Consider the following 20,056-nt stretch of genomic DNA (forward strand, 5'->3'; position numbering starts at 1 on the left):
CCCGGGCAGGGCTGGCCCCGTCCGGTTCACGCTCTAGCATGGTGGCCAGACAAGCGGAACAGGGGGCCGGTGGCGTGCTTACGCCGTGCCGCCTACCGTCAGCCCGGTCATTTTCAGCGTGGGCTGACCCACACCCACCGGCACCCCCTGACCCGCCTTGCCGCAGGTGCCAATCCCCGGATCAAGCTCCAGATTGCCACCGATCATGGAAATCTGGTTCATGGCCTCGGCCCCGCTGCCGATCAGGGTAGCACCCTTGACCGGAGCGCCTATCTTTCCATCCTCGATCAGATAGGCTTCCGATGCCGCGAACACGAACTTGCCCGAGGTAATATCCACCTGCCCGCCGCCAAAATGCACCGCATACAGCCCGCGTTTGACGGAACGGATCATCTCCTCCGTGGTGGCCGAGCCCGACTGCATGATGGTGTTGGTCATGCGGGGCAGGGGCATGTGTGCATAGGACTCGCGGCGACCATTGCCGGTGGGGGCCATGCCCATCAGCCGCGCGTTCAGCCTGTCCTGCAAGTAACCGCGCAGAATCCCGTCTTCTATCAGCACCGTGCGGCTGGTGGGCGTGCCTTCGTCATCCACCGTCAGGCTACCGCGCCGGTCGGGCAGGGTGCCATCATCGATCACCGTCACACCGGGGGAGGCCACGCGCGTGCCCATACGCCCGGAAAACACTGATGTACCCTTGCGGTTGAAATCCCCCTCAAGCCCGTGGCCTACCGCCTCGTGCAGCAGGATACCGGGCCAGCCAGCCCCCAGCACCACCTCCATCTGCCCGGCGGGGGCGGGGCGGGCCTCAAGAGCGACCAGTGCTTGGCGCAGCGCCTCATCCACAGCGCCCTGCCATGTCTCGACTTCCAGCAGGCGGTTGATGGCATAGCGCCCGCCCAGACCGTGCCCACCGCTTTCGCGCCGACCGTCCTGCTCCACCACCACAGACACATTCAGCCGCACCAGCGGGCGCAGATCGGCCACCCGTGCGCCATCAGCCCGGATAATCTGCACCGCCTGCCATTCACCCGACAGCGAAGCCATAACCTGCACCACGCGGCTATCCCGCCCACGGGCATAGGCGTCAATCTCGCTCAAAAGACCCGAGCGGGTGGTAAAATCCGTATCGCCCAGCGGGTTGGCATCTGTGTAAAGCCGCTGGTTGGTGGGGCGCGGCGGCTGCGCCAGCGTGCCAGAACGCCCGGCCCGGACAGCCTCTACCGCATTGGCCGCACGCAGCACGGCCTCGCGGCTGAGTTCATCGGCATGGGCAAAGCCCGTTTCCTCACCCAGCACGGCCCGCAGGCCAAAGCCCGAACTGGTGTTGAACGAGGCCGAGCGGATCACCCCGTCATCCAGCGCTATGGATTCGCTCTCGCGGTATTCGAGAAACAGTTCCCCGTCATCCATGCCCGCAAGCGCCTTGCGGGTCAGGGTTTCGGCCTCATCCCGGCTCAGCGTGGCCTCGGGGCGGGCAAAGAACAGCGTATCCGTAACCGCCAGCGCCCCCGGTGAGCCAGACAGCCCCCCTGACTGAGTGAATGATGTCGTCATGACCAAAAAACCTTCCCTGACAGGGGCAGAAAAACAGTGTGCAATATGCGCCTCAGATGCCGGGCAGCTCGTTTACGGTCACGACCCGCCAGCCCGCATCCAGCCGCTCCAGAATAGTGACAGACAGATTCTGCACCGAAAAATGCAGCGCCGTTTCCGCATGCACCCGCAGGGCATGGGCCAGTGCGCAGCGGATAACCCCGCCATGGGCTATGGCCACCACATCCTGCCGGGCGTACTGCGCGGCCAGCTTGTCCAGCAGATGGCCCACCCGCGCACAGACATCGGCCACACTTTCGCCCTCCGGCGGGCGGTCAGTCGCCCCCACCGGCCAGAACGGATGCGGCGGCAGATGCAGGTGGCCGGGCAGGCGGTCATAGGTCAGACCCTGCCAGCGGCCCAGATTCTGCTCGATCAGTTCCGGCTCAACCTGCAAGGCGGGCAGGGTGCCATCCGCCAGCGTATAGCCCGCATCAAAAATCGCCTCTGCGGTGCGCCGCGTACGCGATAACGGGCTGATCAGCCAGTGTGCGCGCTCGGGCAGGCGGGCCGCCAGTGCGCGGTACATAGGTTTTTGTGCAATCAGGCTTTCGGGGCAGAGCGGCACATCCATGCTGCCATACATGCACAGGCGGGCATTTTCCTCCACCAGTGCATGGCGGATCAGCCAGAACCGCGTAATGCCGGTCTCAAGCCGGGGGCCATCGAGAAAATGCTCCTGCGTGTCCTGCACATCTGCAAGAGTGACGCTGCCGGGAATAGGGTCGCTCATGCCCCTGTTGTGCGACCCCCGCCGCTCAAGCGCAAGAGCGGAAATGCGCGGGCGGCACAGGGTGCCGGGTCACGCGCGGCGATGCTTTCCCAATGGTCGAGCACGAAAACGAGCTTACGCAACACCTGCCCAACCGCCCGCACAAGGGCCGTGGTTTCGGTCACGGCATCCGCCTCGCCCGCCGTGACATGGCGCGCACTGGCGGCAATACGCAACGCGCCTGCCACCCCGCCGAGCGCCTGCGCACAGGGTAGGGCCACCGGCTGGCCCACATGGCAGGGCAGGGCCACAAGGGGGCGCAGGGTTGCCGCATCCGGGCCATCAGGCACGTAAGGCGACAGATCAGCCTGCAACCACCGATGCAGCTTGCGGCTACGCTCCATATCCAGCACGGCGGGCCGCACATGATCGGCCTCCCGCGCGGTGGGGGCCAGCACCAGAAAGCTGAGGATGCTCTCTTCCCATGTCCAGTGCCCGGCATCGCCACGACACCCGGAGGCCAGAAGCCGCACCATAGGGCAGGCGATCAGCGCATCGGTCACACCGGACAAAAACAGGTTGAGCCTGTGCTGGCGTTCGCGCAACGGCGTTGCGGCAAAGGCCGCCATTTCGGCACAGGCGCCGCGCCAGCGCAGGAACAGCCCGGCGTTGAACCCTTCGGGCAGGCAGGCCGTTACCGGGGCTGCGGGCCATTCCACACGCCATGCGTAATCGGCCAGCCCTGCGGGCAGGCCTTCCGATAACCCGCCTGACAGGCCTGTGGCATGGGCCGCATCGCCTTCGCCCGCCAGCCGTGCCCGCCAGCGCCGGGGCAGCAAAAGTGCGCCACAGAAAGTTGACCCGGCGTAGAACTTCGACCCCGTTACCATAACCGCCCAGCCACGACGCAGGAACGCCCCGGCCTGTTCAGGCAGAAAACGGGCCTGACACCCATCAACCAGCACATCCACCTGACCGGGAAAGCGCTGGCACAACGCCTCCACCCCCGCGACATCGGGCATGACCAGACCGGTTTTGGAAACATCGAGCACATAAAGCAGAACACGCCGCCCCAGACGGATGGCCTGCTCGATATGGGCCGTGCAGTCCGCCAGCACATCGCGCGCCGGGCGGGGCGCGCCATCCGCCTCACGCACGGCCACCGGCACACAGACCGTGCGAGCGGAAAACCCGTCCACCACCGTATCTTTTTCCACCGCGACACCATGCGCCGTGCGGCTGGCAAAATGACGGCCCCGCGCGGCCTGCGGCACACCCGAGCCAGTTTCCTCCGCACCGGGCAACACAATGGTTACGGGGCTACCACGCAGGCCACACACCGCCGTAGCGGCCATCGCACAATCCGTGCCGGAAGCAGCCAGAATAATGTGATCAGGGCTATCCACCCCGAAAAATGTCGCCAGAAACGCCTTGGTTTCCTGTATGGCGGCTGCCTTGGCCGCATTCATGGCCGCACAATCCGGCCACTCCCGCGCAAGAGCACGCACCAGCGCCAGCCGCGCCGCACGAGCGGCGGCAAAGCCGCGTGCAGAGGGGTCGGACGCGGTGGAGGAGGCAAAAGCCAGCACCTCTGGCCGGGGCAGGCTGCCCACACCATAACGGTTCAGCCCGTTGCCAGCCTGACCATCAAGCCGCTCATCCCCCCCGGACGCCAGAATACGGGCGGTGGAGGGCAGCATATCCCATACAGCACAGGCCCATGAGTGCAGGGTTTCGGCTCCGTCCAGCGCATTCACGCCCCGGCTTGCGGGTACCAGCGCCAGCACGGGTGCAAGCGCCACCAGACAGGCATCCAGCGCACCAGCCGGCGGGGCGGACGTCTCGGCCAGACAGGCCAGCGGGCCGGTAGGCGGCACAACCGCCCTGTCCGCAACCGCCAGACCCGGCGGCGTGGTGCAGGCCGCAGCACGGGCGGCAGCAATCAGGTAACGGGCGGCAATAGCGGGCGATACAACCGCACCGGCAAACAGGGCTTCCAGTTCCCGCAGGAGCAGGGCATGAAAGGACGGAAAGGACGCTGGCGCGTAACAGGCGCTCTCCACACCACCAGCAATCGAGGCATCGGCCCCCGTGCTATCCGGCGCAGCAATGTCCTGACCTGATCTGACTGGCAAATTCAGCGCTTGGCTCTCCCGTTTCCGTTCATGGACATTCCGGCCACCTTGCCACAAGAAAGCCTTACGCGGGTGCTGCAAAAACGCATGCCTCCACAAACCGTAGACCCCAGTTTTACCCTGCATACCATCTTCCGCCGCTGCTGTTAGCCCAGAGGTTACGTTTATCTGTCACACTATCTTCACCGGCACGGATGGCGGTTCACATTGAACGGGCAGGACTGCTAAGAAGTTCAGGACACTGTCAAAGTTTTCACACGGGTATGTTTGCCCACCTCCAGACGCAGGAACCCGTATCATTGGCGCGCACAAGCCCACCCGCACAGGACCGTTCATTTTCGCCGCCCCGCAAAAACACGTTGCACCGCCGCATGGAAGAAGCGGCCGGGCTGCTGCTGTGCGGGCTGGCCTGTGTGCTGCTGGTGGCGCTGGCCAGCTATAATCCGGCTGATCCGTCGTTTGATACCGCTACCGGCCAGCCGCCCACCAACCTTTTGGGCATGACCGGCTCTTTCGTGGCGGATGGGCTGTTACAGGGGCTTGGACTGGGGGCGCTGCTGCCCGCTGGCCTACTGCTGATCTGGGGCTGGCGGCTTATGGCGCACCACGTGCGCGGGCTGGAACCCTGGCCGCTGCTCGGCCTGCGGGCTGCGGCAGTGCTGGGGCTGCTGCCGGTGGCGGCCGCGCTGGTGGCGGCCATTCCTCTACTGTTTACCGCCCTGCCCACTCCGCACTGGCCATCCGAGGCCGGGCTTGGGGGTGGCATTGGCCATTCCATAGCGCTGGCGGCGGTCTCTGCCGGTATGGCGGCTATCGGCCCGGCGGGGGGCATGGTGGTATGGCTCATGGGGGGGCTGCTGGCCTGCATGCTGCTGGCTCTGGGTACGGGCCTACGGCGCGAGGAATGGCTGACCTTGTGGCGGGCAACCAGCCTGCTGGGCCGCCTGCCCCTACGGCTGGCACGCCTTGCAACCCGCGCGGCCTCCAATGCCGCAGCGCGCCATAACCCGCCCGCACCACAGGCCCCCACCACCCGGCCAGACCCCTACGCGCAGCCCGCCTACACCCAGCCCACGCGCACAACACCCACTGGGGCGGCCTTCGCCGCCACCCGCGCCCCCGCCGAAGAACTGGACGACCCGGACGACCCCTACGCCATTCCGCGCGCCCAGCGCCCCGCCTACAGCGCCCCTGCTGAAAGTGGCACAGCCCTTGTTCTGCACCACAGTGCGCAGCCCCCTTCGGCCCCGGCGGTACAATCCCCCACCGACCTTGCGCCCTACAGGCCCATGAACGATGCGGAGCAGGACGAGGCGGAAACAGCGCCCGCCCCCATTCTCGCGCGTGGCCCCTCGGGCACTGCGCCTCTCCCGGCGGCGCAGGCCGCCCCCACACAGGCTGAACCCGCACGCAACGGCCTGCTGGGGCGGCTGTTCGCCACGGGCAAACGCGAGACAGCGGATAACGCCACCACAGGCGGTCAGGCCGGACGCACCGGCGCGGAACGCCGCCGCACCGGCTGGGAACTCCCCCCCATCTCGCTCCTGCGCCCGGCTCCGGCCCATGCGCGCCTCGGCCCCTCGCCCGATGCGCTGAACGCCACCGCCCTGCTGCTGGAGCAGACGCTGGCCGATTATGGCGTGCAGGGAAAAATTACGGGCATGAGCGCTGGCCCGGTTGTCACGCTGTATGAGTTCGAACCTGCTCCGGGCATCCGCTCGGCCCGCATTATCGGACTGGCGGATGATGTGGCGCGCTCGCTGTCGGTGCTGAGTGTCCGAATCGCCACCGTGCCGGGCCGCAATGTGATGGGGATCGAAGTCCCCAACCAGACGCGCGAGACCGTGTATCTGTCCGAACTGCTCGACCAGCCCTCATGGCAGCAGGAAGCCGGGCAACTGCCGTTGGCACTGGGCAAGGATATCGCGGGCGAGGCCGTGCTGAGCGACCTTGCCCGCATGCCCCACCTGCTGGTGGCAGGCACCACGGGTTCGGGTAAGTCCGTGGGCGTGAACGCCATGATCCTGTCGCTGCTGTTCCGCTTCTCGCCCGAGGAGTGCCGCCTGATCATGATCGACCCCAAGGTGCTCGAACTCTCGATCTATGACGGGATCCCCCATCTGCTGACCCCGGTGGTGACAGACCCGCCTGACGCGGTGAAAGCCCTCAAATGGGTCGTGCGCGAAATGGATCGCCGCTACCGCACGATGGCGCATCTACAGGTGCGTAACATCGCGGGCTACAACGCCCGCGCGGCCGAGGCGCTGGCCGATGGCGAGGTGGTGGTGCGCCGCGTACAGACCGGCTTCGACCCCGAAACCGGCACGCCGGTGTTCGAGGAACAGTCGGTCTCGCTCAACCCCATGCCGTATATCGTGGTCATTATCGACGAAATGGCCGACCTGATGATGACGGCAGGCAAGGAAATCGACGCCTGCGTGCAGCGTCTGGCGCAAAAAGCACGCGCGGCGGGCATTCACGTCATCATGGCCACCCAGCGCCCCTCGGTGGATGTGATTACCGGCACCATCAAGGCCAATTTTCCCACCCGTATCTCGTTTCAGGTCATCAGCAAGTTCGACAGCCGCACCATTCTGGGTGAACAGGGGGCTGAACAGCTTCTGGGGCAGGGTGACATGCTGTTCATGCAGGGTGGCGGGCGCATTACCCGCGTGCATGGGCCTTTTGTGGCCGACCATGAGGTGGAGCAGGTTGTCGGCTTCCTGAAAGAACAGGGCGAACCCGTCTATGACGAGGACGTGCTGTCCGAACCGGCGGATGAAGCCCCGGCAAGCGGTGGCAGCGGTCGTGGCAACAACAGCGAAAACGGCGAGGCCGACCTGTATACGGAGGCCGTATCCATCGTCACGCAGGAAGGCAAGGCCTCTACCTCCTTCATTCAGCGCCATCTCTCCATTGGCTATAACCGCGCTGCCAAGCTAATCGAACAAATGGAAAAAGAAGGCGTGATCAGCCGCGCCGACCACGTGGGCCGCCGCAAGGTGCTGGTTGGCCCCAACCGCGAGGACTGAACATGCCCCCTACAGGACGCAGACCGGCCAAACCATCGGCCAGACCAACCGCCAGACCGCACGCCAAACCTGCGCATGCCAGAACGCAAAAACAGACGCAGGATAAAGGGCACGATACGCCACGCGGCGGCGGTCATGGCGGCAACAGGGACGGCGCGCACCGCACCGCCCGGCCCCACGGCCAGCGCCGGGACACCCCCCAACGCGCCGCAACGGCTGAACGCACGCAGTACAACCCCGCAGACTACACCCCGACTGAACGCGGTGCGTCCGAGCAGGGCGAGACAAGACGGGGCGAAACAAGGCGGGGCGCAGGCGGGCGGCCCAACGCCCGCACCAGCGCCCCCTCCGGCGCACGGGCCAAGACACGCCCCGATGCACGCTCTGGCACCCGCTCTGACAGCCGACCCAATACCCGCTCCGGCACCCGTACCGCAGCACGCCCCGATACACGGCATAACGGGCCGGGCAACCGCACACCGCAGGCCAAGCCGCGTGGCCCGCGCAATGCGGGCAACCCCCGCCACGACAAAGCCGCCCGCACTCCCCTCGGGCAGGCCACACAGGATATGCTTGCGGCCCCGCCGCCCCGGCCCGTGCCAACCGAACCGCTGCCCGTGCTGTATCAGGATCGCCATGTAGTGATCGTGAACAAACCGGCCGGGCTACCGGTGCATCCCGGCCCACGGGGTGGTCTGTGTGTGGAAGACTGGTTTCCCATGCTCTCACGCCGAGCGGATGGGCCTTGGCTGGTTCACCGTCTGGATGCCGATACCGCAGGCTGTCTGGCCATTGCCCTGCGCAAGCAGCCGCTTGTGGCCATGCAGCAGGCCTTTGCCAACCACACGGCGCAAAAGACCTACTGGGCTATCGTGCGCAATGGCCCAAAGGAAGAAACCGGGCGGATAGACCTGCCTCTGGTGCGCGAAAATACCCCTACCGGCTGGCACATGCGCCCCGAGCCAAAGCCCAAACCGGCTGATGCGGGCAAAACCGCCGCCACCACCCTGTGGCGGGTTCTGGGCCGGGGCAAAGGACTATGCTGGCTGGAACTGACCCTGCTGAGCGGGCGTACCCATCAGGCCCGCGTGCATTGCGCCGCCATGGGCTGGCCGATTGTGGGCGATACCCTGTATGGCACGGCTGACGCGCAGGGCCTGCACCTGCTGGCGCAGGGTCTGTCCCTGCCGCTGGAGCCTGTCGTAACGGTTACCGCACCACCACCTGCCTCCATGCAGGGCGCCCTACGGGCCTGCGGCTGGAAGCCCGACCAAGAGTAAAGAGTAAAACAACCCGCAGACACACACACACGACCGGGCGGGGATACCCCCACCCGGTACGCCCCCTGTCAGGGCGCGCCATCAAGAGCGCGGGCAAGAATGCCGGGGGTCAGCACCTGCGGCAGCACCGTTTCGGCCCCGTGCGCCGGGGCATAAACGTAAAGCGGCACCCCATCGCGCCCATGCGCGCTCAGAAAAGCGGTAATAGCCGGGTCATGCCGGGTCCAGTCGCCGCGCAGCACATGCACACCGCGCCGGGCAAATAATGTGCGCGTGGCCTGCGTGTCCAGCACCAGCCGTTCATTGACAAGACAGGTCATGCACCATGCGGCTGTCATATCCACAAAAACAGGCTCGCCCTGTGCACGCAGGGCGGCAAAACGGGCCGGTGTGAACGCCTCCACCCCTTCTGGCAGCGCCATACCAGCACCCTGCGTGGCAGACTGGGCACGCAGGGTGGGCAGCAGCGCCATAGCCGCCAGAAAGCCCAGTAGCGCCAGCCCGTGTAATGCCGCCTGTGCGCGCGAATGGCCGGTGCGGGCCTGCTCGGCCTGCGCCACGCCATACAGCCAGCAGGCAAAGCCCAGAAACACCAGCCCCGCCCCGACCGGCAGCACGGTCTGGCCACCGCCTTCCATAACAATCACCCAGACAAACCACACACAGGTACCCAGCAGCGGGAAAGCCAGTGACTGCCGCAGAGCAATCATCCACCCGCCGGGGCGTGGCAGCCAGCCCGCGATACCGGGGGCGAGCATCAGCAGCACCAGCGGTGCTGCAAGCCCCACCCCCATGAAGGCAAACACCACAAGCCCGGCCACTGGCGGGCCAGCCAGTGCGCCCGCAACCGCAACCCCCATGAACGGTGCCGTGCAGGGTGTCGCCACCAGAACGGCCAGCACGCCGGTCAGCACATCATGCCAGCGCAGCCGTGCCTCCGCTGTTTCACCCTGCGCCTGACGGGGCGCACGCATGGCAAACGGCAGGAAAGAAAACACCCCAAGCAGGTTCAGCGCCATGACAAACAGCAGCCAGGTAACAAAAGTGACAAACAGCGGAGACTGAAACTGAAACCCCCACCCGGCGGCCCGGCCTCCTGCGCGCAGGGCCATCATGCCCCCACCCAGCGCCATAAACGTTGCCAACACCCCCAGCGCATAACCCGCCCCACCCCAGAGCTGGGCCTGCCGCCCGGCCCGGCCCAGCCGCGCAACCGAAAGCGCCTTCATGGCCAGCACCGGAAACACGCAGGGCATGAGGTTCAGCACCAGCCCACCTAACAGACCAAACACCGCCAGCCGCATGATCTGGGCAAAACCATGCCCCCCCGCCTGCCCGATAGCGGCGGTTAAAGCACCCTGCACAGGCTCCACCCCGGCTGCGGCCCCTGCGGCCGCTTCAATCGGGCCTGCGGTGCGGCTGACTGTCTGGGCCACAGCCTGTTCGACCCCTGTGGGGCTTTGCAGCACCATCACCCCGGACAAGGCATGACCGGGCGTAAAATCGGGCAACGGCTTGAGGTGCAGCAGCACCGCACCCTCCTGCACGCGCTCGTTCTGCGGGGCCGCAGGGTCTATCAGCCCCGGCTCATCGGCCATGAACCACGCCGCCCGCACTGTCTGCGCGGACAGTCCCGGCCCGCTCAGTCGCATAACGCCATCCGTACCCAGAGCAGCCTGATAAGGCGATACCCCCGGCGTAGCCCGCGCGGCACTGGCAAACAGCCCCGCCTGCGCTGAAGCCGCCTGCCCACCCGTAGCAGGCGCCGCACGCGGTAGCGACAGCGACAGCTCCGCCTCCTCAGGCACGCACACCACCGCGCAGACAAGCCAGCTTGCATGGGCATGCACTACAACCGTCTCACCCGCATCATGACCCGGTGGCGGCGCCAACGGCAGAGACAGCGGCAGAACAACATCACCCATATAGGCATAGGACATGAGTGACGCCGCACGGATACGCAGCGGCGTAGGCCAGATAATTGTATCCGCCTGCCCGACCAGCGCGCCCTGTGCCTGCACCTGCACGGCCACCGGCTCACCCGCATCGCCCGGATTGCGCCAGTAGGTGTGCCAGCCCGGTTGCAGCCGCAGGCGCAGCGCCACGGGCAGGGTGCTGCCAGCCTGCGCCGTATCGGTGCCTGTTATCAGCGTTGCAACAGTGTGGGGGGTAATAACCGCAGAGCTTTCCGCCGCCCTGACAGCACCAGACAGCATGCCTGCCACCAGAATGGACAGCAGAACCGGCAAAACCACAGAGGCACGGCAAAGACGGAGCAGAGGCACAAACAGCATGAATGGATCCCGTAACGCGAGAAATCAGGCGAAGCAGACAACGCCATGAAGCCGGATTAGCACATCCGGTTCAACCACAGACATGCGGCTTTTCCACCCCCGAGCCGGACAGGGCCAGACAGCCCCGCTGCCCCCGACAGGGCTCAGGCGCTGAACAGACCTTTGCCCGGCCATGCGCGCACAACCTCGGCATGCAGTTCAGCGCGGATGGCGCGCATGGTGCGGCAATCAAAACGGGCGGCGCGGCTCTGGCCCGCCTGCCCAAGCCGGGCGCGCAGGCTGGCATCGGTCATCAGGCTTTCAAGCCCGGCCACCAGTTCAGGCAGCGAATCAGGATCGGCATAGACAGCGGCCTGTCCGGCCAGTTCGGGCAGATTGCCATTGGGCGAAACCAGCACGGCGGCACCACAGCCCAGCGCTTCAAGCGCTGCCATGCCAAATGGCTCACCCCACCGGCTGGGAGCCGCCACAATGGCGGCACGGCTCATGGCGTCCAGCACGGCCTCGTGGGGGCGGTAGCCCACAAGCTCCACACCGGCGGCATGGGCCTGCGGGCGCAGGGCGCGCAGGAACGGGGTCTCACGCGTTTGCTCGCCAAAATCATCCGCGCCGAAAATCTGCGCCTGCCAGCCGGGGTACCGGGGCAGAAGCTCGGCGCAGGCGGCAACAAAGGCATCCACCCCTTTATCGGCCACCACGCGCCCGGCAAACAGCAGCAGGTTTTCGCGCTGTTCGGGCGGTAGGGGCGCGGGCAGGGCTTCAAGGTCAAGGCTGTTGGGCAGGATGGACACGCAGCCCCCCACACCCTGACTGACAAAACGCTGCCTGACCCACTCCGATACCGCCACAACCGCCACGGCACGGGCCAGATATTCACGCTCGGCAGGCCGCCGCGCACGGCGCATGGAGCACGGATCGTTATGCAGCACCAGCACGACCGGCAGGGAGGGGAAGCAACGGCGCAGAGCAAGTGCGAGATCCGGCCGGTTATGCACCTCCACCAGATCGGGGCGGTTTTCGCGGATAAGCCGCGCCACTCCTTTACGGTAGCGCACCCGACCACCCCGCCATGAAAACACCGGCGGCACGGGCCTGAACGCCACACCGGCAAAAGAGGCATGCTGCGGGGCTGTGCCCACAACCACCTCGCCCGGCCCGGCCAGACGCCGCACCAGTAGCCCGATAGCCCCGCACTCACCCGGTGCAAACCGCTCACGCGGGGAGAGAACCGTCATGACCCGCAGGCCCGTTGCGGCCATGACCGGCCCGTGTGTTTCAGACATGCTGTTGCCCTGCCGGTGCCTGCGCCGGTCAGCTCAGGGATTCGTACATCTCAAGCTGCCAGTCCTGCGGCTCGCGCGCGGCATCCGCCGCCCATTCGCGCATGAGCGCATGCTCCTGCACCGCGCGCATATAGGCGTGCGATACATCCGACAGGCACGGCACCGCATAAGAGGCAAAGCGGCTGACCACGGGCGCGAACGCCGCATCGGCATTGCAGAAGGTCGCCCCGAACAGATACGGCCCCTCCGCCCCGAAGCGGTTGCGCGTATCCGTCCAGATAGCGTCAATCCGTGCAATATCGCGCAGGGTGTCTTCCTCAAGACCGGCGGCCAGCGGCCGGTTGACCCGGCCCAGATTCATGGGCAGGGCCGAACGCACAGCCCGGAAACCCGCATGCATTTCCGCCGTAATGGAGCGCGCATGAGCACGGGCCGCGCGGGCCTGCGGCCACAAAGCGGGGGCCAGTTCAGCGCAGTATTCGGCAATGGCGAGCGAGTCCCACACCGCAATGCCCTTATGCTCAAGGTAAGGCGCACACCCATTGGGCGAAAGCGTTTTAAGGGCCACTGTCTTGCCGCCACCGGCCAGCCGCAGGGCCTGTATCTCTACATCCAGACCGGCCAACCGCACGGGAAGCCATCCACGCAGCGACCATGAGGAATACCGCCGCGTGCCGATTACCAGACGTCCGTCAGCCATGTGTTTTTTCTCCCTCCGCCCGTGCCGGAGCCTGATCGCCCTGCGGCTCCGCCCGGCGGATAAAACCACCCCCCAGAATACGGCTGCCCTGATAGAACACACAGGCCTGACCGGGAGCGGGCATGGCCGGTTCTTCCAGCAGCACGCGCGCCCCATCGGGTGTTGGCACCACATGGGCGGGGCGGGGGATTTCGCGCGCACGCATCTGCACCCGGCAGGCCAGCCCTTCAGGCGGGGCGTCCACCAGCCAGTTTACATCCCGCACCAGCAGTTCCTGCACGCTGGCCTGTGCGCGGGGGCCGATAATCACCCGCCTGCGCGCCGGTTCCACGCCCACCACCATCTGGCGCTCGCCTTCCAGTCGCGCGGCGTTACCCAGCCGCTTGCTCTGGCCCACGGTAAAGCGCATCACGCCTTCATGCTGGCCCACCACGCGGCCCTGACGGTCAACAATTTCGCCCGGCCCGGCCATTTCAGGGTGCATGCGCTCGACCAGATCGACATAAGAGCCATCGGTTACAAAGCACAGGTCCTGACTATCGGGCTTGCCCGCCACCACCAGACCGAAACGCTCCGCCTCGCGGCGAACGGCTGCCTTGTCGGGCATATCGCCCAGCGGAAAGCGCAGGAACTCAAGCTGCTCGCGCGTGGTGGCAAACAGGAACCAGCTCTGGTCGCGCTCGGCATCGACCGGGCGGTGTAGCTCGGCACCCTGCGGGCCTTCGATCCGGCGCACGTAATGGCCCGTCGCCATGGCCTGCGCACCAATTTCACGCGCGAGACCCAAAAGATCGGTAAACTTCACGCCCTGATTGCAGGCCACACAGGGGACTGGCGTTTCACCCTGCGCGTACGCATCGGCAAAACGCTCGATCACGCTGCTGGTAAAGCGCTGCTCGGCATCGATAACATAATGGGGGAAGCCCAGCCTGTCGGCCACGGCCCGCGCATCGCGGATGTCCTGCCCCGCACAGCACGCCCCTTTTTTGGCCGGGGCGCGCGAGTCGTACAGTTGCAGGGTCGCGCCCACGACCTCATGGCCCTCCTCCAAAAGGCGGGCGGCCACCACGGAACTGTCCACCCCCCCGGACATGGCTACAAGAACGCGCATGGACGCTTTCTACCCCCTTATTTCTTGTTCAGCCCTTGCGGGGCAGACGCACCACCAGACCATCCAGCGCGTCGGTCATGACGATCTGGCAGCCAAGGCGGGATGTTTTTTCCAGACCGAAGGCGAGGTCGAGCATATCTTCCTCATCATCCGTCGGGGTGGACAGTTTTTCAGCCCAGGCAGGATCAACCACGACATGACAGGTGGCACAGGCCAGGGAGCCCTCGCACGCGCCTTCAATATCAATATCGTGCTTGTGGGCGATTTCCAGCACTGACAGGCCCACCGGCGCATCGACCGTGTGTTCCGTCCCGTCCTGTTCAACAAACGTCATCTGGGGCATTGGTATCCGTCCTGCCAGTAAGAATTTTACAGACCAAAAAAGCGCTCAGGCTACGCTGGCCCCGGCTTTCATGGTCGCGCCGCCGTCCCGAACCCGGACAGCCACACGCGCGAGACTGTCCGCCGCGCGCAACGCTTCGGCGGCTGAGGTAAAACGTCCGGGGGACAGACGCAAGCTCCTTGCGGCCTCATCGCGGCTCAGACCCATGGCCTCCAGCACATAGGACGGCGCCAGCTCCGCCGAGGAACAGGCCGAACCAAGCGAGGCTTCCAGACAGTCCGCCTCATTACCCTGCTGTTTTTCCTCGGCTTTTGCCGCCGGGGTTGGGCAGGCGGGGTCTGGCATGGCGGCCAGCACGTCCATTGCCCGCAGGCCTGCGGGCAGACGCACACTGAAAATGCCCGGCAGACGCTCGGCCTGTGCGGCGTTCAGGACACAGCCGGGCAGAACCGTATCCAGCCGCGTCATGAACACCTGCTGAAGTTCGGCCAGATGCCGCGCATCGCGCGCCTGTTCCACCACCGCGATCCGGCAGGCCTCGCCAAACCCGGCCAGCAGAAAGCCCGGCAATGTACCCGAGCGCGCACCCCGCTCCTGCCCGCCCCCTGAAAACAGCGGCTCCACCCGCACGCGTGGCCGGTGGCGCATGAACAGTGCGCCCACACCCTTGGGGCCATACATTTTGTGAGCGGAAATAGAAGCCAGAGCCAGAGGCAACTGCCGCACATCCAGTGCGATCTTGCCTGCCGCCTGCGCCAGATCGGAATGGAGCAGCGCCCCCGCCGCCTCCACCAGCGGCCCGAGCGTGGCCAGATCCTGCAATACGCCGGTTTCGTTATTGGCAGCCGCGATGGAAACCAGCGCCGTAGGCACCTCAAGGGCACGCGCCAGCACCGCAGGGTCAAGCTGGCCCTGTCCATCCACGGGCAGGATCACCGGCTCAAACCCCTCTCGCGCCAGATCCAGCACACTTTGCAGCACGCATTTATGTTCGGTGGCCACGGTCATCACCCGCCGCCGCTCCGAACCGCGTGCAGCCAGATGCCGCGCGGCCCCCTTGATGGCCAGATTATTGGCCTCGGTCGCCCCGGATGTGAACACGATCTCGCGCGGCTCCGCGCCAATCAGGGCTGCTACATCGGCCCGCGCCTGCTCCACCATAGCCGCCGCGGCCCGGCCACTGGCATGGGCATTGCTATGCGGGTTGGCATTTTCCGCCTCCAGCGCATGGGCCAGCACGGCCCGCACACGCGGGTCGCATGGGGTGGTGGCGGCATGATCGAAATACAGCGTGCTCACACCAGACCTCCGGCCACGGATATGGCTCCGCCCCCTGTCCGACCTGCGGCCAGCCGCACATAGGTGGCGGTAAACCGTTCAACATCTTCCGCCCTGACAGACCATGGCAGAGAAACACGGATGGCCTGCCCCGCCAGTTCCTCCAGCCCCATGGCCTCCAGCACATGCGAAGACGCAACCTTGCCCGATGAACAGGCAGACCCGGCCGACACGCAGAATCCTTCCAGATCAAGCCGCATGAGCTGCCCCTGCGCACGCAGGCCCGGCAGCGCCAGACAGCTTGTATTGGCCAGCCGGGGCGCTCCGGCACCACAGACAACGGCCCCCGCGGCACATGCGGCCCGCTCCAGCGCATCGCGCAGGGGGGCGTGGTGGGGCTGGGTATCCAGCGCCTCTTCCAATGCGCGGGCCATGCCTGCAATCGCGGGGAGGGCCTGCGTGCCGCCACGCCGCCCCTGCTCCTGCCCACCGCCCACGAAAAGTGGCGACAGCGCACGCGGCGCAGGCCCGGCCAGCAGCAGCGCCCCCGCTCCCTTGGGGCCACCCAGCTTGTGCCCCGAACACGCAAGACTGCCAAAACCGCCTGCATGCAGCGCCACATCCATACGCCCGACAGCCTGCACCGCATCGCCATGCAGGTGCGCGCCATACCGCGCACAGAGCCGCGCCACCTCGGCCATGGGGTGCAGCACGCCGGTTTCGTTATTGGCCAGCATCAGGCACACCAGCGCAGGTAGGGCGTGGGGGCGAGCCAGCGTTTCTTCCAGCAGATCAAGCCGAACCTGCCCGAAAGCATCCACCTCCAGCCATTCCAGCGCCGCCCCTTCAGGCACGCCCATGCGCACGGCATCATGCTCCGTGCGCCCCACCAGCACACGCCGCCCCGGCGCAAAACCGTGCAGGGCCAATACGTTGGCTTCTGTCCCGCCTGATGTAAAAACGCAGTTAAGCAGATCGGCATCGAGCCTGCGGGCCACCACCGCACGTGCCTCCTCCAGCAGGGCGCGCGCCCTGCGGCCCTGTGCATGAACAGAAGACGGGTTGCCCGTCAGGCCCGCCGCCTCCAGCATGGCGGCAGCGGCGGATGGGCGCAAAGGCTCGGTGGCGTTGGCGTCTAGATAGACGGCATGGGCCGCACCATCATCGGGTGAAGGGGGCATGGAAAGCTTTCCGCACTATTCTGCTGGGGACGCAAGACAGCTATTATCACGATTTATGTGGAAATACGAACCACACAGCCGCTATAGAAGCCACATGGTCAGCACCACGGGGCATTGCCTGTCCGACAGATCAGGAACCTAATCAGGCACCATGCCATACAGATCATGGCACGGATGGATTATGCCTGCCCCGCGCGCAAGGTCAATGCCAGGAAACGTAGAACATACGTCCTGACTGTAAAAGACCCGCGCTGAACAGACCTGCCCGCGGGCCACGGCCCGCATGTCCGGGCACGGAGCGTGGCATCGCTCCCCGCACGGACAGTTATCAAACCTGGACACGCCATGCCCCCGGGCGTGTTCCCATGATCAAGCGGAACCTACATGCCAGAGGTTATGTTTGCCGGCCCGGACGGGCGTCTTGAAGGGCGCTACCACCACTCCAACGAGCCCAACGCCCCGCTTGCCCTCGTGCTGCACCCACACCCGCTGCACGGCGGCACCATGAACAACCGCATTACCTACGCGCTTTACCGGTCGTTCGAGAAAATGGGTTTCTCGGTCATGCGGTACAATTCGCGCGGAGTCGGGCGTTCTCAAGGCCGGTTTGACGGCGGTATCGGCGAAATTTCAGACGCCGCCGCCGCTCTGGACTGGATGCAGATGGTCAACCCCAACGCTAGCGGTCTGTGGATTGCGGGATATTCCTTCGGGGCGTTCGTGGGTATGCAGCTTCTGATGCGCAGGCCCGAAATCACCGGCTGGATCAGCATTGCGCCACCTGCCGCCCATTACGATTTCGGCTTTCTCGCACCCTGTCCGTGTGGCGGGCTGATGATTGCTGGCGGCAAAGACGAACTCGCCCCCGAGCCTGCCATCCACAAGCTGGTGGACAAGCTGAACACCCAAAAAGGTGTTGAGGTGGATTACCGCGTTTTCCCCGAGGCGGATCACATCTTCGCCAAGCAGGTAGACAAAATCACCAACGCCATGGAAGACCACGTTACCCGTGCCATGAGCGCACTGAACATGCCGCTGGCCGCCGACTAGGCTTGCCTCTGGCCCATCTCCTCACCCGGCTTTCCGCCGGGTGACGCTGGCGGCGCGTGGCCGCCGCCACCTGCCCGTGCCGGGTTTTGCATGCTTTCAGACATTACGATACCGAACCGGGCAGACCGCCCCGTTCCTTCCCGCACGCCCCGGCCTGCCATCCTGCCCCCCACTGGGCGAGCCAGCCTTCTGCACAACATACGTGCCGGACTGATGACTGGCAGCGCACTGGTGCTGCTGGCAACCGGCATGGCGCATGCCGATAGCCCCGCCACACTGGATTCGCTGGAAAAAGCCCATTTTCAGGCTGAATGGGCCGATAGCCCGGTCAGTGCGACCCAGCTTGGCATCCACACCACCGACAGCCTGCTGGACAATACCAGCCTGGCGGCCATTAACGCCCGCACCGACCGCCTGCATGCCGAACGCACGGCACTGGCAGCGCTCGATGTCTCTGCCCTGCCACCCGACAGGCAGGATGACCGCGACATCCTGCTGGGGGAAATTGACCTCAGCCTGATCGAAAACGAACAGGTTCAGCCCTTTCTCCATAACCCGGATTTTTATATCTCTCTGGCCACGGACGGACTTTACAGTCTGGTGGACAGAAACTTCGCCCCCGCCGCCGACCGTCTGCGCGCCGTCATTGCACGTGAGCGCCAGATTCCGGGCCTGCTGGCAACCGGCGAGGCACAGCTGACGCATGTGCCCGACATTTTTATTGAAATCGCACAGGAAGATCTGACCGGAGCACTCAGCTTCGTGGAACAGGTTATTCCCGCCGTTTTTGACACCATTCCCGACCGCAAGGCGCGGGCCGAACTGCGGGCCAGCACGAAAAGCGCGCTGGCCGCCCTGAACGCCTATCAGCGTTATCTTGGCACGCTCAAACCCGATGGCACCTTCGCTCTGGGGGCTGACACGCTCAGCGCCATGCTGGCCACCGAAGGCGTGCAGAGCCCGCTTGATCAGGTGGTAGCCGCAGGCCGCGACCAGCTCCGCCACGATCAGGCCGCCCTTGATGATGCCGCACGCGCCGTCAATCCGCTGCACCCCGAACGCGCGCTGGACAACCTGCGCCGCGACCACACCTTTCCTGATGGGCTGATCCCTCTGGTTCAGAACCAGTTGGTCGATGCCCAGCGTTTTGTCGTGGCGCACAAGCTGGTGACACTCCCGGCCATGACGCTGCCGATCGTCACCAGCACGCCCTCCTTCGAGCGTTCGCTCATTACCGCCGCCACCGACTGGCCCGGCCCGTTCGAGCGCGTGGCGACAACATCCTATTACTACATCACCCCCATAACACTGGGCGCAAACCCCGAGAGTATTGAGGCGGCAATGGGGGATGCCAACACCCCCACCATGCTCAACACCACCGTACACGAGGCCATGCCGGGGCATTTTGTGCAGGGGCTATATCTGCGGGCCAACCCGCAATGGTCGCTCACCCGCAAAAGCGCTCAGTCTTACGCCACAACCGAAGGCTGGGCGCATTATGTGGAGCAGATGATGGTGGAGCAGGGCTTTCATGGTGCTACGCCACGCCTGCATCTGGCCCAGCTACAGGACGCCCTGCTGCGTGACTGCCGCTTTCTGGTGGCCTTTGGCCTGCATACCCAGAACATGAGTGTGCAGGACGCCACCGCCCTGATGCAGCACGAATGCTACCAAAGCCCCGATGCCGCCTACAAGGAAGCCCGCCGGGGTACGATGGACCCCGGCTATTACGCCTATCTGCTAGGCAAGCTGATGATCCTGCACCTGCGCGCGGATATGCAGAAAACCGCCGGAAAGGACTTTTCGCTACGGGCCTTCCATGATGGCCTGCTCAGCCGTGGGCTGGTGCCCATGCGTTTTATCCGCCGGGAAATGACCGGCCATGACGGCCCGGCCCTGTAACCCTAACCCCTTGCGGGCCGCAGGGCTGCCTCTGCACGGGGGGTAGCCCGTGCACCGGGCCATGAAAAAAGGCGTCGCGGAAACCGCGACGCCTTTTTTGCACTCAAGCCAGACTGGCCTGCACCAGCCAGCGCCGGGGTTGCCCCCGGCACCAGCCGA

General features: G+C 65.6%; 14 protein-coding genes. 4 read left to right on the forward strand and 10 right to left on the reverse strand.

Annotation, left to right across the window (positions count from 1 at the left end):
* Positions 1-78: 78 nt before the first annotated feature.
* The 3 genes from tldD to J2D75_RS09350 are packed head-to-tail and all read right to left on the reverse strand — an operon-like array spanning position 79 to position 4,443.
* Positions 79-1,557, reverse strand: coding sequence for a metalloprotease TldD (tldD, locus tag J2D75_RS09340; protein ID WP_207854566.1), 1,479 nt, complete (start codon positions 1,555-1,557; stop codon positions 79-81).
* A gap of 52 nt (positions 1,558-1,609) precedes the next feature.
* Positions 1,610-2,329, reverse strand: a complete 720-nt coding sequence (locus tag J2D75_RS09345; protein ID WP_207854567.1) for a histidine phosphatase family protein — start codon at positions 2,327-2,329, stop codon at positions 1,610-1,612.
* On the reverse strand, positions 2,326-4,443 hold the full coding sequence (locus J2D75_RS09350) for a GMP reductase (protein WP_207854568.1): 2,118 nt from the start codon (positions 4,441-4,443) through the stop codon (positions 2,326-2,328). Before J2D75_RS09350 ends, J2D75_RS09345 begins: the two co-directional genes overlap by 4 nt.
* A gap of 263 nt (positions 4,444-4,706) precedes the next feature.
* On the opposite strand from J2D75_RS09350, the gene J2D75_RS09355 reads away from it, so the two are divergent.
* Entirely contained in the window at positions 4,707-7,475 is a 2,769-nt protein-coding gene (locus J2D75_RS09355) for an FtsK/SpoIIIE family DNA translocase (RefSeq protein ID WP_207854569.1), read from the forward strand.
* A 569-nt stretch (positions 7,476-8,044) separates the two neighbouring features.
* The gene (locus tag J2D75_RS14690) at positions 8,045-8,755 is read left to right on the forward strand and encodes an RluA family pseudouridine synthase (RefSeq protein WP_207854636.1); all 711 of its coding nucleotides are present in this window, start codon (positions 8,045-8,047) and stop codon (positions 8,753-8,755) included.
* A 68-nt stretch (positions 8,756-8,823) separates the two neighbouring features.
* Here the strand turns inward: J2D75_RS14690 and J2D75_RS09365 are convergent, their stop codons facing one another.
* The 7 genes from J2D75_RS09365 to J2D75_RS09395 form a co-directional block, all read right to left on the reverse strand.
* Positions 8,824-11,049, reverse strand: coding sequence for a protein-disulfide reductase DsbD family protein (locus J2D75_RS09365; protein WP_207854570.1), 2,226 nt, complete (start codon positions 11,047-11,049; stop codon positions 8,824-8,826).
* Positions 11,050-11,192: 143 nt separating this feature from the next.
* Positions 11,193-12,332 carry a glycosyltransferase family 4 protein gene (locus J2D75_RS09370; protein WP_243428649.1) on the reverse strand — a complete coding sequence of 380 codons (1,140 nt, stop codon included), beginning with the start codon at positions 12,330-12,332 and terminating at the stop codon, positions 11,193-11,195.
* Between the two features lie 28 nt (positions 12,333-12,360).
* On the reverse strand, positions 12,361-13,032 hold the full coding sequence (locus tag J2D75_RS09375; protein ID WP_207854571.1) for a glutathione S-transferase: 672 nt from the start codon (positions 13,030-13,032) through the stop codon (positions 12,361-12,363).
* Complete coding sequence (gene mnmA / locus J2D75_RS09380; protein WP_207854572.1) at positions 13,025-14,143, reverse strand: tRNA 2-thiouridine(34) synthase MnmA; 1,119 nt, start codon at positions 14,141-14,143, stop codon at positions 13,025-13,027. Before mnmA ends, J2D75_RS09375 begins: the two co-directional genes overlap by 8 nt.
* A 28-nt stretch (positions 14,144-14,171) precedes the next feature.
* A complete protein-coding gene (locus J2D75_RS09385; RefSeq protein ID WP_207854573.1) occupies positions 14,172-14,486 on the reverse strand; it encodes a ferredoxin family 2Fe-2S iron-sulfur cluster binding protein in 315 nt (104 codons plus the stop codon).
* 45 nt (positions 14,487-14,531) lie between these two features.
* A complete protein-coding gene (locus J2D75_RS09390) occupies positions 14,532-15,785 on the reverse strand; it encodes an aminotransferase class V-fold PLP-dependent enzyme (RefSeq protein WP_207854574.1) in 1,254 nt (417 codons plus the stop codon).
* Complete coding sequence (locus J2D75_RS09395) at positions 15,782-16,945, reverse strand: cysteine desulfurase family protein (RefSeq protein WP_207854575.1); 1,164 nt, start codon at positions 16,943-16,945, stop codon at positions 15,782-15,784. Before J2D75_RS09395 ends, J2D75_RS09390 begins: the two co-directional genes overlap by 4 nt.
* Before the next feature lie 384 nt (positions 16,946-17,329).
* Between J2D75_RS09395 and J2D75_RS09400 the strand changes: the two genes are divergently transcribed.
* A complete protein-coding gene (locus tag J2D75_RS09400) occupies positions 17,330-17,995 on the forward strand; it encodes an alpha/beta hydrolase (RefSeq protein WP_141375873.1) in 666 nt (221 codons plus the stop codon).
* A gap of 90 nt (positions 17,996-18,085) precedes the next feature.
* Entirely contained in the window at positions 18,086-19,897 is a 1,812-nt protein-coding gene (locus tag J2D75_RS09405; protein WP_243428650.1) for a DUF885 domain-containing protein, read from the forward strand.
* Positions 19,898-20,056 lie beyond the last annotated feature (159 nt).

It is taken from the genome of Acetobacter suratthaniensis, from assembly GCF_017377745.1.
Lineage (GTDB): Bacteria > Pseudomonadota > Alphaproteobacteria > Acetobacterales > Acetobacteraceae > Acetobacter > Acetobacter suratthaniensis.

Excerpts from the sequence above, each read along its gene's own strand:
- tldD (WP_207854566.1), bottom strand. The coding sequence starts at position 1,557 with ATGACGACATCATTCACTCAGTCAGGGGGGCTGTCTGGCTCACCGGGG.
- J2D75_RS09345 (WP_207854567.1), bottom strand. The coding sequence starts at position 2,329 with ATGAGCGACCCTATTCCCGGCAGCGTCACTCTTGCAGATGTGCAGGAC.
- J2D75_RS09355 (WP_207854569.1), top strand. The coding sequence starts at position 4,707 with ATGTTTGCCCACCTCCAGACGCAGGAACCCGTATCATTGGCGCGCACA.
- J2D75_RS14690 (WP_207854636.1), top strand. The coding sequence starts at position 8,045 with ATGCTTGCGGCCCCGCCGCCCCGGCCCGTGCCAACCGAACCGCTGCCC.
- J2D75_RS09365 (WP_207854570.1), bottom strand. The coding sequence starts at position 11,049 with ATGCTGTTTGTGCCTCTGCTCCGTCTTTGCCGTGCCTCTGTGGTTTTG.
- J2D75_RS09370 (WP_243428649.1), bottom strand. The coding sequence starts at position 12,332 with ATGTCTGAAACACACGGGCCGGTCATGGCCGCAACGGGCCTGCGGGTC.
- J2D75_RS09375 (WP_207854571.1), bottom strand. The coding sequence starts at position 13,032 with ATGGCTGACGGACGTCTGGTAATCGGCACGCGGCGGTATTCCTCATGG.
- mnmA (WP_207854572.1), bottom strand. The coding sequence starts at position 14,143 with ATGCGCGTTCTTGTAGCCATGTCCGGGGGGGTGGACAGTTCCGTGGTG.
- J2D75_RS09385 (WP_207854573.1), bottom strand. The coding sequence starts at position 14,486 with ATGCCCCAGATGACGTTTGTTGAACAGGACGGGACGGAACACACGGTC.
- J2D75_RS09395 (WP_207854575.1), bottom strand. The coding sequence starts at position 16,945 with ATGCCCCCTTCACCCGATGATGGTGCGGCCCATGCCGTCTATCTAGAC.
- J2D75_RS09400 (WP_141375873.1), top strand. The coding sequence starts at position 17,330 with ATGCCAGAGGTTATGTTTGCCGGCCCGGACGGGCGTCTTGAAGGGCGC.
- J2D75_RS09405 (WP_243428650.1), top strand. The coding sequence starts at position 18,086 with ATGCTTTCAGACATTACGATACCGAACCGGGCAGACCGCCCCGTTCCT.